Source organism: Xanthomonas sp. JL1 (assembly GCF_038405005.1).
In genome coordinates this window covers 1-15,292 of the sequence record NZ_JBBYGR010000051.1, presented here as the reverse complement: position 1 = coordinate 15,292, position 15,292 = coordinate 1, and the positions used below count along the sequence as shown (strand labels likewise).

14 protein-coding genes and 2 pseudogenes are annotated in these 15,292 nt (G+C 66.0%); 9 read left to right on the top strand and 7 right to left on the bottom strand.

Going from position 1 to position 15,292, the window contains the following annotated elements; translation table 11 throughout:
* Positions 1-98: 98 nt before the first annotated feature.
* The 3 genes and pseudogenes from WJW29_RS11910 to WJW29_RS11900 all read right to left on the bottom strand — a co-directional run.
* Entirely contained in the window at positions 99-278 is a 180-nt protein-coding gene (locus WJW29_RS11910; RefSeq protein ID WP_011259988.1) for an Arc family DNA-binding protein, read from the bottom strand.
* On the bottom strand, positions 275-559 hold the full coding sequence (locus WJW29_RS11905; RefSeq protein WP_011259987.1) for a hypothetical protein: 285 nt from the start codon (positions 557-559) through the stop codon (positions 275-277). Before WJW29_RS11905 ends, WJW29_RS11910 begins: the two co-directional genes overlap by 4 nt.
* 9 nt (positions 560-568) lie before the next feature.
* A pseudogene (locus WJW29_RS11900) lies at positions 569-976 on the bottom strand (SPFH domain-containing protein); the annotation flags it as partial.
* A 199-nt stretch (positions 977-1,175) separates the two neighbouring features.
* Between WJW29_RS11900 and purT the strand changes: the two are divergent.
* Positions 1,176-2,378, top strand: coding sequence for a formate-dependent phosphoribosylglycinamide formyltransferase (purT, locus tag WJW29_RS11895; protein ID WP_011409230.1), 1,203 nt, complete (start codon positions 1,176-1,178; stop codon positions 2,376-2,378).
* 199 nt (positions 2,379-2,577) lie between these two features.
* Here the strand turns inward: purT and WJW29_RS11890 are convergent, their stop codons facing one another.
* The 3 genes and pseudogenes from WJW29_RS11890 to WJW29_RS11880 all read right to left on the bottom strand — a co-directional run bounded on the left by WJW29_RS11890 (position 2,578) and on the right by WJW29_RS11880 (position 4,060).
* Positions 2,578-2,976, bottom strand: a complete 399-nt coding sequence (locus WJW29_RS11890; protein ID WP_143704877.1) for a transposase — start codon at positions 2,974-2,976, stop codon at positions 2,578-2,580.
* Positions 2,962-3,132: pseudogene (locus WJW29_RS11885) on the bottom strand (transposase); the annotation flags it as partial. The gene WJW29_RS11890 and the pseudogene WJW29_RS11885, both read right to left, overlap by 15 nt.
* Positions 3,133-3,394: 262 nt before the next feature.
* Positions 3,395-4,060: a hypothetical protein gene (locus tag WJW29_RS11880; RefSeq protein ID WP_228329761.1), complete on the bottom strand. Its 666-nt coding sequence runs from the start codon at positions 4,058-4,060 to the stop codon at positions 3,395-3,397.
* Between the two features lie 274 nt (positions 4,061-4,334).
* Here WJW29_RS11880 and WJW29_RS11875 point away from each other — a divergent pair, with 274 nt between their 5' ends.
* The 6 genes from WJW29_RS11875 (at position 4,335) to WJW29_RS11850 (ending at position 12,672) form a co-directional block, all read left to right on the top strand.
* Positions 4,335-5,213: a M15 family metallopeptidase gene (locus tag WJW29_RS11875; RefSeq protein WP_011259982.1), complete on the top strand. Its 879-nt coding sequence runs from the start codon at positions 4,335-4,337 to the stop codon at positions 5,211-5,213.
* Between the two features lie 109 nt (positions 5,214-5,322).
* Positions 5,323-5,583, top strand: coding sequence for a PAAR domain-containing protein (locus WJW29_RS11870; protein ID WP_011409228.1), 261 nt, complete (start codon positions 5,323-5,325; stop codon positions 5,581-5,583).
* 59 nt (positions 5,584-5,642) lie between these two features.
* The gene (locus WJW29_RS11865; RefSeq protein WP_011259981.1) at positions 5,643-7,124 is read left to right on the top strand and encodes a hypothetical protein; all 1,482 of its coding nucleotides are present in this window, start codon (positions 5,643-5,645) and stop codon (positions 7,122-7,124) included.
* 15 nt (positions 7,125-7,139) lie between these two features.
* Positions 7,140-10,877, top strand: a complete 3,738-nt coding sequence (gene tssM / locus WJW29_RS11860; protein ID WP_011259980.1) for a type VI secretion system membrane subunit TssM — start codon at positions 7,140-7,142, stop codon at positions 10,875-10,877.
* Positions 10,874-11,857: a type VI secretion system-associated protein TagF gene (tagF, locus tag WJW29_RS11855; RefSeq protein WP_113084380.1), complete on the top strand. Its 984-nt coding sequence runs from the start codon at positions 10,874-10,876 to the stop codon at positions 11,855-11,857. Before tssM ends, tagF begins: the two co-directional genes overlap by 4 nt.
* Entirely contained in the window at positions 11,854-12,672 is an 819-nt protein-coding gene (locus WJW29_RS11850; RefSeq protein WP_041182249.1) for an OmpA family protein, read from the top strand. The genes tagF and WJW29_RS11850 overlap by 4 nt, the downstream gene beginning before the upstream one ends.
* Positions 12,673-12,724: 52 nt before the next feature.
* Here the strand turns inward: WJW29_RS11850 and tssA are convergent, their stop codons facing one another.
* Positions 12,725-13,798 carry a type VI secretion system protein TssA gene (gene tssA, locus WJW29_RS11845; RefSeq protein ID WP_011409224.1) on the bottom strand — a complete coding sequence of 358 codons (1,074 nt, stop codon included), beginning with the start codon at positions 13,796-13,798 and terminating at the stop codon, positions 12,725-12,727.
* Positions 13,799-14,408: 610 nt separating this feature from the next.
* Here tssA and WJW29_RS11840 point away from each other — a divergent pair.
* On the top strand, positions 14,409-14,627 hold the full coding sequence (locus WJW29_RS11840) for a hypothetical protein (RefSeq protein WP_228329634.1): 219 nt from the start codon (positions 14,409-14,411) through the stop codon (positions 14,625-14,627).
* A 120-nt stretch (positions 14,628-14,747) separates the two neighbouring features.
* Positions 14,748-15,292: type VI secretion system Vgr family protein (locus WJW29_RS11835; RefSeq protein ID WP_146767481.1), on the top strand; the 545-nt coding region annotated here is incomplete at its 3' end.

Genomic DNA, 15,292 nt, shown 5'->3' with positions numbered 1-15,292 from the left:
GCCAGTGCGCAGTGCGGTGAGCGCTTGCATGCGTCCACGGAGAGTTCGACCGAGACTGGAGCAGTCGCCCTTTCGCCATCAATCACGCTTGAACGCATTCAAGGGCCGGAGTCTTTCTCAGCCTGCGGCTTCGGCAGTCGCCCGGCCTTGCGCAGTGCATCCCGCAGCACGTACGCGATCTGTGCATTGAGGCTGCGCAATTCATCGTCGGCCCAGCGCTGCACGGCGGCCAACACATCGGCGTTGATACGCAGCGGGTAGGCCTTTTTTTCGCTCATTCGCCGTCTCTGCCGCTGCCGTGCCGGCGCAGGTGCATCACCATCGACACGATCAGCACGTTGACGCCGATGATCATGCCGATCACCACCGCATAGATGCCGGCGCGATTGTCGCCAGCCAAATACAGGCACGCGGCGCCGACCAGGATCACTAGGCTGATCAGCGCCCAGCGCAGGCCCAGGCCGCGTGCGCGGTCGTCATCGTCCGCGCCGATAGACGCGGCGATCACCAGCGCGGGCACGCCGGAAAGCGCAACCACCAGGGGCACCATGACATTCATCGATTTGCCTCAATACAGCGAGCCGGCGTTGACCACCGGTTGGGTCCCACGATCAGAACACAACACGGTGAGCAGGTTGCTGACCATATGCGCCTTGCGCTCTTGGTCCAACTGCACCACGCCGTTCTTCTGCAGTTCCGATAGCGCCATTTCGACCATGCCCACGGCGCCAGCAACGATGCGCGAGCGTGCGGCAATCACGGCATTGGCTTGCTGACGCTGCAGCATGGCCTGGGCGATTTCCGGTGCGTAGGCAAGGTGGCTGATGCGCGCTTCGATCACGTCCACGCCTGCCTGAGTGAGGCGCTCGTCCAGATGGCGTTTGAGCTGCTCGCTGATCTCGGCCGGATGACTGCGCAGCGAGATCTGGTCGTCCTCGTGCTGGTCGTACGGATAGCTGGCCGCCATCGCGCGCAGCGTCGCCAAGGCCGGCGCCTGCGACGAGAACGACGGGAATGCCGGGTAACGAACCGATCGTCTTCTCTATTCGTGAGGGCGAGTCCTTGTGGAGTTGGAAAACCATATCAATATGATATCAGGCAAGCAGCAGTCGTTCGTCCGGCGTCGGCCTTGGCAGCCGTTAGAATGGCGCCCCCCTTCGTTCTGGACTGCGCCCATGACCACCCTTGGCACCCCGCTGTCGCCTTCCGCCACCCGCGTGCTGCTGCTGGGCTCTGGTGAGCTGGGCAAGGAAGTGGCGATTGAACTGCAGCGTTTCGGCGTGGAAGTGATCGCGGCCGACCGCTACGCCAATGCGCCGGCGATGCAGGTGGCGCATCGCTCGCACGTGCTGGATATGCTCGACCCCGCAGCGCTGCGCGTGCTGATCGCCAGCGAGCGGCCGCATGTGATCGTGCCGGAGATCGAAGCGATCCATACCGAAACACTGGTGGCACTGGAACGCGAGCAGGGCCAGAAAGTCATCCCCGCTGCGCGTGCCGCACGCCTGACCATGGACCGCGAAGGCATCCGTCGGCTGGCTGCCGAAACGCTGGGCCTGCCGACCTCGCCGTATCGCTTCGTCGACACCGCTGCCGACTACCGCGAGGCGATTGCGGCAGTGGGCCTGCCATGCGTGGTCAAGCCGGTGATGTCGTCCTCGGGCAAGGGCCAGAGCACCTTGCGCAGCGAAGCCGATATCGATGCGGCGTGGGAGTACGCGCAGACCGGAGGGCGTGCCGGCGCCGGCCGCTGCATCGTCGAAGGCTTTATCGATTTCGATTACGAAATCACCTTGCTCACCGTGCGCCATGCCGGTGGCACCTCGTACTGCGATCCCATCGGACATTGGCAGCAGGACGGCGACTATCGCGAAAGCTGGCAGCCGCAGCCGATGTCGGCCGCTGCATTGCGCCGCTCGCAGGAGATCGCCAAGGCCATCACCGACGATCTCGGCGGCTGGGGCCTGTTCGGCGTGGAATTGTTCGTCAAGGGCGACGAAGTGTGGTTCAGCGAAGTGTCGCCGCGCCCGCACGACACCGGTCTGGTCACGCTGGTCTCGCAGGAACTGAGCGAATTCGCGCTGCACGCCCGCGCCATTCTTGGCCTGCCGGTGGGCGCAGAAGACGGCGGCGTGATCGGTCAGAGCGGCCCCTCCGCATCCTGCGCGTTGCTGGCGCACGGCAATGGCGTGCCGGTGTTCGACAACGTGGCCGACGCGCTACGCGATCCGAACACCGCATTGCGCCTGTTCGGTAAACCCCGCGTGGATGGTCATCGCCGCGTCGGTGTCACCCTGGCGCGCGCGGACAGCATCGATGCTGCGCGCGAGAAGGCGCGTGTGGCGGCGGCTGCGCTGGGGATACAACTGACTGCCTGAGCTTGCGGCCGACTCGCACTGGTGCAGCGGCAGGATTGCTGCATTGACCATTTAGGGCACCTCGAAGAACCAGGTCGGAGCCGATGCAGCGCATGCATGGCGCTGACTATAGCTTTCGAAATATCAGCAATCTGCCATGTTCGGCCATGCTCTCAGCTTGCCGATGCAACGCGCGATGCGCTCTTCCGGTTTGCGGCATTCATCCCGGCCGCATCCCGGCCTGCTGCAATCGCGCCAGACGCAGCAGGTGATGGCCGGCAACCTTCAACCCGATCACCCCCTTCGCACGTGCCAAGCCGAGCGTGCGTAGGCACTTGCCACCTTGGTGCATCAGTCGCGCGAACGCGTGCTCGACAAACACCCGATCTTTGGCGATGCGCTGATTGCGACGCTGCTGCGCCCGGCTCAATGGGTTGCCGCGTGTACCGTTGTGCTGGATATCCACGCGATATCCCTCTTCCTTCAAGCGAGCTTTAGGGTCTCGATCGGCATAAGCGCCATCGACACGAATCGTGCGGGCGGTATTACCCGCATCCAGCAACCGCTCGAAGTGCCGCCTGTCATGCACGATCGCGCCGCTGACATCGTGTACGCGCATGCCGCCGAACTTGCTGCGCCACAGGGAGTACGAGGCCTCACTGAAGCCATGCCGATGGCAGAGATCCTTGATCGGCATGCCGGCCTCGGCTTCGCGCAGGAAGCCGATGATCTGCTCTTCGGAAAAACGCTTCTTCACGTCCAATCTCCTCGGGATAGGGAATTGGACTCCAAACTGAGGTGCTACTCAAACTCGGGCGGACGTCGGGCACACGGTGGAGTACCGCTAAGACCTGCGCGACCAGGTGGTCGAGGTGACGATCAACGACGACGCGCCCATCGCCATCGAGCGCGACGCGCTGGGCCGGCGCGTGTTCAAGCGCAACCCGACCCATACTACTTCGCGTGGCGGCGCCAGATAGTGCAGCGACGTGGCGCCCATGGCCGCAATGGCGAGGAATCGCTTGCGATGCGCCGCGTCAGTGCGCCGGGCAGGCCGGATCTTTGCCGGTGAGCGCTGCGCAGATATTTTTGCGGCACTCCAGGCCAGCCATCGTGTTGGCGTCGGGACATTGACGCAGTTGGCTCTGCACGTTGGAGCTGGTCGACGCCGAGCGCGAGCCGATTGCGTCGAATGCCGCGTCGGTCTCGGTCGCGTTCTTACTGTCATTGGCCTGGATCTTCGCGATCAGCGAATCAATCGAGTCTTGTTTTGCCGTCGGCTTTTCGTCGCGCTTGATGATGCCCATCAGTGTGGCCAGCAGGTCGCTGCTGTCGTCCTGTACGTGCTTGCCGCTGGCCGGCGCAGCGCGTGGTTTGCGCTGCGAGGCGGCCGCAGCCGGCTTGGCTGGCGCAGTCGCGGCGCTGGTGGTGCTGGCGGATGCGGCGCGGGGCAATCCGTCGACGGCGTGGGTCGGATCGCTGACGGCGTTGTCGTCTACGATCATTGCGCCGCCCGGCGCCGGTGTTGTGGCGGTGGTGCCGGTGCCGGCGGCCGTTGCGGGATTGGCCGGAGAGACGGTGTCGGTTGCCGGTACGGTGGTGTAGGCGTCGAACTCGGCGTCGGCCTCGGCACGTCCGGCATTCCAGCGCAGCGCCGTGAACGCCGCGCCCAGCAGCGCCACTCCGAGGACGGCGATCAGCACCAAGCGGGTGCGGTGGGTCCGCGGCGCCTTGTTGACACGGACGCTGGATGGCGCGCTGGTTGCGCGGCCTTCCATATCGGCCAAAATGCGCCCGGAGCCGAGTGGCTGGGTCTGTCCCCGGCCCGAAAGAAGACTCGGTCGATTTAATCGGCCATTATTCAAGTGCAATCCAGCCCTTGTTCGGCGAGCGCCGGGGATTTGTCTATCTTCATTCTAGTGCTTGGCGCCGGCCCGTCAACCGCACAGGAATCATCAGCATAATCAGGAGGATGTAGTGGCAGTCGTCGTTGCGGGCGTGGTGATCTTCCTGCTGGTGGTGTCTATCGCCTGCTGGCTGCTGTTGTTTCCGGAGGCGCTGGAGCGGGTGCAGGCCTGGTTAGGCGAGCGCCTGCGCGGCCTTCGGCAAGGCGCCGGGCGGGTCGGCCAGCGCGTGGGCCGCAGCGCTGGCGGAGTCGGCGAGGGGGTGCGCGGCGGGATCGGCGGGGTGACGGATTTCTTTCGGCGCCATCGCTGGGTCATCCTGTGCGCGACGCTGCTCTTGCTGTTGCCGCCGAGCGTGATCCTGCTGGTCCGGCAGAACGTGGTGCTGGAGGATTTCCGTGCCGACGACATGAATGAATCCAGCAGCATGGTGGCGCAACTGCTGCGCGGCGAACGCTTGGTGCCGCCGCTGGCGCCGCCGCCGGAGGTATTCACCACCGAGGAGATCCGCCGCACCCGCCCGGAGATCGTCACCGCGGACCGGCGCTGGGAAAGCATCGACGCCGACCTGCAACAGCGCGTGCTCGCGATCTACGAGGTCATGCGTCGCCAGTACGGCTACGAAATGGTGCTAGTGGAGGGCTATCGCAGCCCGGAGCGCCAGGCCGAGTTGATGGGCGGCGGCCGTGCCACCCGCGCCGGCTCTTGGCAGAGCTGCCACCAGTATGGCCTGGCGGTGGACAGCGCGCCGCTGCGCGACGGCAAGCTGCAGTGGGACATGGGCGATCCGTGGACCAGACGCGCCTACTTCCTCTACGGCGAGCTTGCGCAGCAGGCCGGGCTGGAGTGGGGCGGCAGCTGGCGCAGTATCAAGGACTACGTGCATCTGGAGAAGCTGGACGCCTGCCGCAGCGCCCGCGCCGCCAAGCGCGCTGAATTGGCCCAAGGGTGAGCCGTGGCTGAACTCCTGCTATCTTCTCCTGCGTGGCGGCGATCGCGTCCCACGGGGGGGATGGCGGCGACGGACCGGCCCCGGCACAAAGACCATGGAGGCAATACTTATGTCACGACCTTTTATTGTTGTAGGCGATCAGCTCGATCATGGCGGGCGCGTGGTCACAGGTTCGGCCGAAACCGATGTGGACGGCAAGCCGGTGGCGCGTATCGGCGACAAGGTGGTGTGCAACGTGCACGGTCAGACCGAGATCGCCAGCGGGGACGCCACGGTGATGATCGACGGCAAGCCGGTGGCTCGGCACGGCGACAAGACCGCCTGCGGGGGTATACTTATCTCCACTCAGGGAACGACTGGCATCGGATGACGACGCGAGGTAATTCGGCTCCCGTCGATGCCTAATCCACTCATGGAACGAGGATGCTAATGTCCGGAATTTTTCGGAACCTGTTGTCGGCCGCCGCGTTTTTCGGTGTGGCGTGGGGCGGTTCGATCTTCTATTGGCGCAGCAGCGGCACCGCGCCCAACGGCATGCAGATGCTGATGTATCTGGGCATCCTGCCAGCCGGCCTGCTGGGCGGCAGCTGGCTGCTGCGCGATATGGGGTGGCGCGCGCTGGCGCGCGCCGGCGACAGCGCTGCGGCCAAGGCCACCGAACCCAACGATTCCAAGGCGGCCGCGGTGAGTTCGTCTTCGGCGCCTGAGGCGCTGGCGCCGACTGCCGGCGCCGCGCCGGCAGTGCTTGCCGGTGCGCTGAACCTGGCCTTGGGCCAGCAACCGCAAGCCATCCTCGCGCTGCGCGGCAATCTGCCGTGGCCTGGGTTGCACAAGCAGTTCCGCGACCGGGACGGGCTGCCGGTCTTCGTCGTGCAGGTGCCGGAACTGGATGCGCCCGCTGCGACCGCGGCGATGCTCGCCTCGGTCGCAGCGGGCGCCGACGCCAACGAAGGCCCGTTGGAGCATCACAAGCGTGCCATCGCTCTGCTCGAACCGGTCGCCGAGGCGCTGTTGCTGGAGGCTGCGCAGGCGCTGCCGCCGCTGTCCGAGCCCCAGGACCGCGTGGTGGCCGGGCTGCGTCACCGGGTCGAGGCGCAGGTGCAGAACGTGCTGCGCATCGAGCTGTGGTTGCCCGCGGACTGGCCCGCTTCGCTGCACAAGGCAGTGGGCGACTGGGTGCTGGCGTCCGCCAGCGAACATGGCCTGGATCCGCGACGTTTCGCCGTGGAGGTGATCCCGATGGCGGGTGCCGACGATGCATGGTCGCGGCTGCAACACCTGGCGCGCGGCGCGCAGTCGCCGGTGGATGGCTGGCAGCTGGTCATGGCCTGCCATTCGGCGATCGACCAGACACAGCTCGAGCACATGCTCGAAAGCGGGCGGCTGATGACGCGCCGTTCGCCTGATGGACGCGTACCTGGCGAGGGCGCCAGTGGGGTCTTGCTGGCCAGCGGACCGGGCGCTTCCGGCGACGTGGTGCTGCATCCGCTGCAGCGCGCCCGGGTGCCGCTGGACGGCAGCGTCAAGGCCAGTGCGCGGCTGAGCGGCGAACTGGCGGCGCAGACCCTGCAGCGCGCCGCGCTCGCGCCCACCCACGTGGACTTGGTGCTCAGCGACGCCGACCACCGCGCCGTCCTGGCGGCCGAGGTCGCCGCCGCTGCCGCGCTGGTCTGCCCCGATCTGGATACCGCCTTGCAGTGCCTGCCGCTGGCCACCGCCACCGGCGATCTGGCCGCGGTGCAACCGCTGGCGATGCTCGCGCTTGCCCATGCCCATGTCGCCGCCGAGCAACATGCGGCACTGATGCTGAGTGTGGATCAGGCAGGTCTGCGCATCGCTACACTCATCAGTCCCCGTGTTTCCCCCCAGCCAGATACCGACGTCGGCGCCTTGCCTGCGTCCGCCGCCTAACCGGAACAGCACCCGATGTTCAGCAATCTCAGGTATTACCTTCGCGATTACCGTCTCTGGATGATTCTCGGCTTGCTCGCCGCCGCCGCAGTCGCCTACTTCGGCACCGAGGGCTTGCGCGAAATTGGCCTGTGGGCGGCGGCGGTGCTGGTGGTCTGTCTGACGATATGGCTGCTGGTGTGGATCGTGCGCCGGATCATCGCGCGCCGCGCTGCGCGCAGCCTGGATGCGATGGTGCAAGGCGAAGCCGATCGCGCGGTCGCCGCCGCGCAGCCGGCCAACCGCGCCGACACCGAAGCGCTGCGCTCGCGCATGTTAGAGGCGGTCAAGGCGATCAAGTCCTCGCGCCTGGGCGTGCTCAAGGGCAAGGCGGCGCTGTACGAACTGCCGTGGTACGTGATCATTGGCAATCCTGCGGCTGGCAAGAGCACCGCGATCCTCAATTCCGGGTTGCAGTTCCCGTTCGAGGACAATCGCGGCAACGTGATCCAGGGCATCGGTGGCACGCGCAATTGCGATTGGTACTTCACCATGACCGGTATCGTGCTTGATACCGCCGGTCGGTATTCGGTCAGTGTCGAAGACCGCCTGGAATGGCTCACCTTTCTCGCGCTGCTGAAAAAGCACCGGCCGCGCGCGCCGATCAACGGCATCATCATCGCCGCCAGCATCGCCGAACTGTCCGGTAGCAAGCCCGAGTTCGCGATCGAGCTGGCCAAGAACCTGCGCCAGCGCGTGCAGGAAATCACCCAGCGCCTGGAAGTGTTCGCGCCGGTGTACGTGGTGTTTACCAAGGCCGACCTGATCGCCGGCTTCTCCGAATTCTTCCACAATCTGGATCCGTCCGAGCGCGAGAACGTGTGGGGTGCGACCCTGCCCTACGATCCGACCGCCAATACCGATGCGCTGGCCGCCTTCGACACTCATTTCGACGAACTGGCCGAAGGCCTCAAGGAAATGAGCCTGGCGCACATGGCGATGCAGCGTGGGCGTCAGGTGTCGCCGGGCCTGCTGACACTGCCGCTGGAGTTCGTCGGCATCAAACCGGCGCTGCGCACCTTCATCGCCACGCTGTTCGAAGAAAACCCCTATCAGTTCAAGCCGGTGTTCCGCGGTTTCTACTTCAGCAGCGCGTTGCAGGAAGGCCATTCCGTGCACCACGCCTCCGAGCGGGTGAGCCGCCAGTTCGCGCTGCAGGCGCGTGCGCAATCCGGCGAAGCGGTGCCGTCGGGACAGACCGCTTACTTCCTGAAAGACCTGTTCCGCAAGGTCATCTTCACCGACAAACAGCTCGTCCGGCAGTACTCCAGCCCGCACCAGAACCGCCTGCGCTACGGTGTCTTCCTCGGTGGCGTCGCCGTGCTGGCGTTGGCGCTGGGTCTGTGGACCTGGTCGTACACCACCAACGTGCAACTGGTGAACAACGCCACCAAGGATCTGGATCAGGCCGTGCGCGTGCAGGCCAACCGGGTCGACTTGCAATCGCGCATCGACGCGCTGCTGCTGTTGCAGGATCGGCTCGAGCAGCTGGACCGCTACAAGCAAAAGGGCGGCATCACCTCCGGGCTGGGCCTGTACCAGGGCGGCAACATCCGCAAGAAGCTGCTGGCCGAGTACTACAACGGCATGCGCCAGGTGATGCTTGAGCCGACCACCGCCAATCTGGAGTCGTTCCTGGGGCAAGTGGTCAGCGAGCGCGACAGGCTCGGCAAGGCGGCCGGCCCGCAGCAGGCCGCGCAGCAAGACAGCGTGCTGTATCAGGACGCGTCGCCGACCGATACCAACGACGCCTACAACGCGCTGAAGACCTACCTGATGCTGGGCAACCGCAAGCACGTGGAGAGCGCGCACCTGACGCAGCAGCTGACCCTGTTCTGGCGCGGCTGGCTGGACGCCAATCGCGGCCAGATGACCCGCGAGGAGATGACCCGCGCGGCCGAGAAGCTGATGACGTTCTACGTCGCCCAGGCCGAAGATGCGCAGTGGCCGCAGGTGCAGACCAAGGTCACCCTGGTCAACGACAGCCGCGAGGCGCTGACCCGGGTGATGAAGGGCCAGCCGGCGATGCAACGCGTATTCGCGCAGATCAAGGCGCGCGCGGCGGCGCGCTTCCCCACGGTGACGGTCAACGCGCTGATCGGCGAGGAAGCCAACAGCGGCGCGATCACCGGCAGCTATGCCATTTCCGGGGCGTTCTCGCGCGAGGCGTGGGAAGAATACGTCAAGGACGCGATCAAGGAAGCGGCCAATACGCAGCTCAGCACCACCGACTGGGTCCTGGACACGAGCGAGCAGAGCGACCTGTCGCTGGCCGGCAGCCCTGAGCACGTCGCGCGCGAACTGGTGACGGCGTACAAGCAGGAATACGCCAAGGAGTGGCGCAAGTTCATCCAGGGGATCAGCGTGGCGCCGTTCCATGGCTTCGACCAGGCGCTGTCGCGGATGAATCGCATCGGCGATCCGGCCAACTCGCCGTTGCGCAAGCTGCTGGAAAAGATCGACGAGCAGACCATCTGGGACAACCCGATGGCCGACGCCTTATCGAAGAAGGCGTCCGGCGGGGTCGTCGCCTGGTTCCAGCGGGTGATCCTGCGCCGCGATCCGGCCGAAGCCGGCAAAGCTGAGCAGCAGCCGGTCGGCCCGATCGGCAAGACCTTCGAGGGCCTGGCGCGGCTGATGACCAAGCGCACGGACCAGCCGGCGGTCATTGATGCCTACTTCGACAAGTTGGCCAAGTTGCGCACGCGCATGAACGCGATCAAGAACCAGGGCCAGATCGGCGTCGGCGCGCGCAAGCTGATGCAGGACACCTTCAGCAACGAAGGCTCCGAACTCAGCGCCGCGCTGACCCTGGTGGACGAGCAGATGCTGACCGGGCTGGATGAAACCCAGCGCGACGCGATGCGTCCGCTGTTGCTGCGTCCGTTGACCCAGACCTTCGCCGCGCTGGTGCCGCCGACTGAGAACGAGATCAACCGGGTGTGGGCGGCGCAGGTCTACGAACCGTTCCGTAACGGCATCGGCCAGCGCTATCCGTTCAACCTCAACACGGACGTGGATGCCGCCCCCGGCGACGTGGCTGCGATCTTCGGCGCCAGCGGCGCGATCGCCGCGTTCAACAAGGACGCACTCGGCACCTTGGTGATCCAGCGCGGCAACCTGCTCGAATCGCGGCGTTGGGCGGGCATCGGCATCACCTTGTCCAGCGAACTGGTGGCCAACTACGGCAACTGGGTCAGCGGCCAGTCCGGCGCGGTGGCCAAGGACGTCAGCATCTTCGAGCTCCTGCCGATGCCGGCGGTAGGCGCGATCGAATACACCATCGACATCTCTGGCCAGACGCTGCGCTACCGCAACACCCCGCCGCAGTGGATGACCATGCAGTGGCCGAACGCCGGTGCGGTGCCCGGTGCCAAGATCACCGCGGTCACCAGCGACGGGCGCAGCGTCGAGATGTTCAATGCGCCTGGCGACAATGGCCTTGGCCGCTTGATCAAGGCAGCCGCCCAGGAACCCGTGGACGATGCCACCCGTCGCTTCACCTGGAGCGACCAAGGCGTGTCCATCAGCGTGCAGATGCGCATCGTGCAGAGTGCCGGCAAGGCTACCGGGGGGGGCGACTGGCAGCGTGGCCTGCAACTTCCGGCGACGGTGGCCGGTAGCCCGACAACCGTCGGTGCCGATGCGCCAGCGGCCGCTGCGCCGCCCGGTTCGGTTCCGGCGGGTGCGTCCGCACAAGAAGGTGGCCAATGAGTCGCGAAGTCAGTGTAGGCGTCTCCTACTTCGGCAAGGTACCTTCCCGCGGCGATTTCGTGCGCGCGGCCGACAACCATCAACTGCTCGGCTGGCTCGACCGCTGGGCGGGTCTGAGCGTGGATCTGCTGAGCCAGAACCCGGACTGGAAGCGGCTCTACGACGAAGCGCCCGACATCCACTACGCGTTCCTGGGCTCGCGCAGCAAGATGGTGCTGTGCGGGCATTTCCAGCCCAGTCGCGATGCGTCGCAGCGCCGCTTCCCGTTGCTGTCGGCGGTCCGTCTGGAGGCCAGCGAGCCGCTGTCGTTCATCGCCCGCAGTCCGCTTGCGATGTCCAAGGTCTGGTCCGGGCTGTCGCGGATGGCCAAGCAGGCGATGGTCGCGGACGATGCCGGCCCGGCGCTCACCGCGCTCGCCGACACCCGCTACACGCTGAGCACCGACGCGTCGGCGTACAACGCCACCTTCAACGACTTCCTCGATATCCAGACGGTCGGCTCGATCGAGGCTTTGCTGCGCACGGCCGGCCATCCCGACGTGTCGTTGAAGAAACTGCTGCCGGCACTGGGCCTGCTGCTGCAGCCGATCCTCGCCGGCGGCAACGTGTCGGTGGACAAGGCGCTGGAGCTTCCGCTGGTGCAGGACGCGCTGTACCGGCCGCTGCTGGCCGCGTTCTGGCTGGACATCGTCGCCTGCTTCGTTGCGCGCGGCGATTTCGAACTGGCGGTGCTGATCCGCAACGATGCTGCACCGCGCATGCTGATCGGCTTCAACGGTGCCGACCACCAGGCGCTGCGCGCAGCGCTGGACCCACGCGAGGCCGGTGATTTCCTGATCCGCGTCCAGGACGCCGATTGGGTCGAGGACTACATGCACAGCGATTACAACCTCAACAAGCTAGCCAGCTATCTGGATCGGGACGACCTGGCGTTGAAGACGGCCCGCAAGTTGTTCGGCGAGATTTTCCTGGGGACATGAATATGCGACACCTGAGTGCCAGAACCCTCGCCCTGAGTGGCCTGATAACCGCGTTCGCCGCCTCCGCCCAGGTCGCCGCGCCTGCCGCCACGCCTGCCGCCACGCCTGCCACGGGCGGTGTCGGCGAACGCCCGGTGATCGTGGAGGGCGTGGTGCCGGATCAGGCCACCAAGGTCCGCATCCTGAATAACCTGCGTGACACCTACGGCAGTGCCCGCATCGTCGATCGGGTGCAGGTCGAGTCGATTCCCTCGCCGCCGAACTGGGGCGAGTACGTCGCCAAGATGGTGTCGCCAGGACTCAAGCGCGTGGCTGCAGGCAAGCTCGAGGTCAACGGCCAGGCGGTGCGGATCAGCGGGCAGGTAGTCAACGAAGCGCAGCGGCAACAGGTCGCCAGTGACCTTAGCCTGGCCAGCAACACCTCCTACACGGTGACCAACAGCCTCAAGCTCGGCGGCTCGGAACAGGGCGTGCTGGACCAGACGCTGGGCAACCGCATCATCGAGTTCCAGAGTGGCAGCTCGCGGCTGACGCCGCTGGGCATGCGCATCCTCGACGAGATGGTGGAAAAGATGTCGCAGATGAAGGACGCGCGCTTCCTGATCATCGGCCACACCGACAATGTCGGCCAACGCGAGAGCAACCTCGCGCTGAGCCAGGCGCGCGCGCAGGCGGTGAAGGACTACATAGTGCAGAAGGGCATCGACGGTGCGCGCATGAACGTGCAGGGCAAGGGCCCCGACCAACCGGTGGCCGATAACGCCAGCCCGGACGGGCGTGCGCGCAACCGGCGTATCCAGTTCAAGATCCAGTAGGCGCCTGTGAGGCCGTCCCGCGCGACGCGCGGGGACGGGGCGGGTTCGTAACCTACTGCTCCAGGTTCTGGTTGACGTCCAGCATCTCTTCCATCTGGTTGAGGACGCTGCCGTCTTTGATAACCCGCTTCAACCACACGTGCAGCGGCATCTCGCCCCAGCGCGCGGCTTTTTCGGCCAAGTAGGCGACGGGGCTGTGCGGTTCGGTACGCCGGAAGAATTCGGCGACCTGACGCAGCTGCGCCAACGCTTCCTTGCGGGTGGTCGGTGCGCCGCCCGGCTCGCGTGGCGCCGGCGGCGGCGCCGACGGCGCGTCCTTGTTCGCGGCCGGGCCGAACCCGATGCCCGGCATGTCGTGCGGGCCGGCTTCGGCCTCGCCATCCAGCAGTAGCCCAGCATCGCGGGCGAACCGCGCCACGGTGCGCTGCAGGTGTTCCACCTGCTCGCGCACCGCGCTGAAGCTGGGTCCGTCGATGCCTAGGCGATCGTCCACCGCCGCCTGTAGCGACTGCAGCGCTTCGGCGCAATTGAGTAGCGCATCGACCAACTGCCGGTAGAAATCGTGAGGCGTATCGCGCCGTACGGCCTCGAGCAGGTCCAGGCTGGGCTGGCCTTCGTCGTCGCCGGATCCGGCATTGGCGCTGCGGGTATGCGCGGCCTCGAAAGCGTTGAGACCGAAACGGCCCTGCGGTCCCGAGGCGATCGGCACCGCGCGCAACCAATGCAGCGAATTGGTCAGCAGCCAGCTCAGGTTGCCGATGCGCTCTTCGTGGTCGCCATCGACGACCAGCGGGTGCACCTCGTCCCAGTACCGGTCGCATAGCCCGGCGATCAGCCGGTAACCCAGCGCCAGCCCGGCGAAGCCGTCGATCTGGGTGGTCGCCTCGGTCATCCAGCCGGCCAGGCGTAGGTCCTTGGTACGCGTCTGCAGCAGATCGCCGCACTGGCGGGCGACGCTGGACCAGTCCGCATACTTGATATCGGTCTGCCACTCGCCCTGGTCCAGGGTCGGATCGTCCGAGCGTCTGGCTTCCTGGATGCGATCGAACTCGATGGAGAAAGACAGGTCTTCGCCGGCCGGCTGATGGTCGGAAATCGGCGCCAGCAGGGCATCCAGATCCAGCATGGCAGTTCTCGTCGGTAAGGGGCGTTGGAGATTCTAGCGTGCCTTGATTGGGGCGGCGGGTCAGATTTCCCTGAAAAACCTGGCGGCGATGGAGCTGTCGCGCTACCTGCGGCGCGCGCTGTGCAGCGGCCTGCCGTCGGTTCCGGCGTGACACATGCGGTTGGCGCCGCCACGTCGTCGTCCCTAGGGGGGGAGGGGGGCGAGTCCGCTTGCCGGCGGCGTGGGCGCAAACCCTTGGTCTATATTGCCTTTGCGCAAGGAGCGACGCGCCGGTGCCAGCGCTGACCCTGTCATCGAAGATCCCCGGGCCGGCAAGCACGCGTGGACCACGCTGCCATCCTGGTCTATTGTTCGTGCCGTCCGGCGACTTTGCGCTGCCGTATACCGGGGGGAATTCCCACAGCGCGACCCGACGGATGCCACGGGGCGTTTTCGAATTGCAAATGCTGACAATGCAGACGGCGCAAGTGTGTCAAGGAAGCGGACTTCTTCATTTTTCCAAGGAGAGTGATCATGCGAACGCGTATTGCCAACTATTCGTCCGTGGCCTTCGTCGGCGCGTTGTGGGTGGCGCTGCTGCTGTTCGGCGTATTCGCGGCGGTATCGGTACATGAAGAGCGTGCGCGATCGCGTCGACGGCATCGGCGTGACGGCGATCCACCATGGAGAGGCCGGGTGTTCAGTCGCCGCCGCGCTGTCGCTGCTGACCGTCGGTTTGTGCAACGCGACGCCGTCTCTGCGCGCAAAAGGCGTCTGCGCGAAAGAACAGGCGCGGCAATGCCGGTACGTCGGCCGAGCCGCCAGGATTGCCCAAGCAGCACCGAACTGAGGGTGTGCCGCAGACGGGGGACCGTCATGCCCGCCGCAGCATTCGTCTGTTAAATTCGCCGTCCAGGGCCAGGAAACGATGTTGCCCGGGGCGCGATGGCCCGAGGACAGAGGTATTGTGATGGAAGCACTGAATGCATTGATGTTTCAGGGGGCCTTGCTGTCCGACAGCGGTCGCCTATACCGCTTGCAGCTGCCTGGCGGGGATGTCCAGGTGGTGGAGCGCTGGAGCGGGTCGGAACGGCTGAGCGGCGGTTTTGAGTGGTGGGTGGACGTGCTGAGCACGCAGGCGGGCTTGCCGCTGGAGGCGTGGCTGGGGCGGCGCGCGACGCTGTACAGCCGGCTGGCCGATGGCGATGAAAGCCCGCGCACGGGGCTGATCCACGACGCGTACGCACTGGGCAGCGACGGCGGGCTGGCGCGCTACCGGGTAGGCTTGGTGCCGTGGACGTGGTGGTTGTCGCAGGGCCGGCACAGCCGGGTATTCCAGGAACGCACGCTGGTGCAGATCGTGGAAGCGGTGTTCGCCGACTATGCGCCGATGGCAAGCTGGCAGTGGAGCGAGGAGACGAGCGCGTTCCTGGCCCAGGCGCGGCCGCGCAGCTACTGCGTGCAGTACCGCGAGAGCGACCTGGATTTCGTGCAGCGGCTGCTGGCCGAGGAAGG

Coding starts and splice junctions, on each gene's coding strand:
- tssM (WP_011259980.1), top strand. CDS start 7,140: ATGTTCAGCAATCTCAGGTATTACCTTCGCGATTACCGTCTCTGGATG.
- WJW29_RS11870 (WP_011409228.1), top strand. CDS start 5,323: ATGTCACGACCTTTTATTGTTGTAGGCGATCAGCTCGATCATGGCGGG.
- WJW29_RS11840 (WP_228329634.1), top strand. CDS start 14,409: ATGAAGAGCGTGCGCGATCGCGTCGACGGCATCGGCGTGACGGCGATC.
- WJW29_RS11865 (WP_011259981.1), top strand. CDS start 5,643: ATGTCCGGAATTTTTCGGAACCTGTTGTCGGCCGCCGCGTTTTTCGGT.
- WJW29_RS11890 (WP_143704877.1), bottom strand. CDS start 2,976: ATGCGCGTACACGATGTCAGCGGCGCGATCGTGCATGACAGGCGGCAC.
- purT (WP_011409230.1), top strand. CDS start 1,176: ATGACCACCCTTGGCACCCCGCTGTCGCCTTCCGCCACCCGCGTGCTG.
- tagF (WP_113084380.1), top strand. CDS start 10,874: ATGAGTCGCGAAGTCAGTGTAGGCGTCTCCTACTTCGGCAAGGTACCT.
- WJW29_RS11910 (WP_011259988.1), bottom strand. CDS start 278: ATGAGCGAAAAAAAGGCCTACCCGCTGCGTATCAACGCCGATGTGTTG.
- tssA (WP_011409224.1), bottom strand. CDS start 13,798: ATGCTGGATCTGGATGCCCTGCTGGCGCCGATTTCCGACCATCAGCCG.
- WJW29_RS11905 (WP_011259987.1), bottom strand. CDS start 559: ATGAATGTCATGGTGCCCCTGGTGGTTGCGCTTTCCGGCGTGCCCGCG.
- WJW29_RS11850 (WP_041182249.1), top strand. CDS start 11,854: ATGAATATGCGACACCTGAGTGCCAGAACCCTCGCCCTGAGTGGCCTG.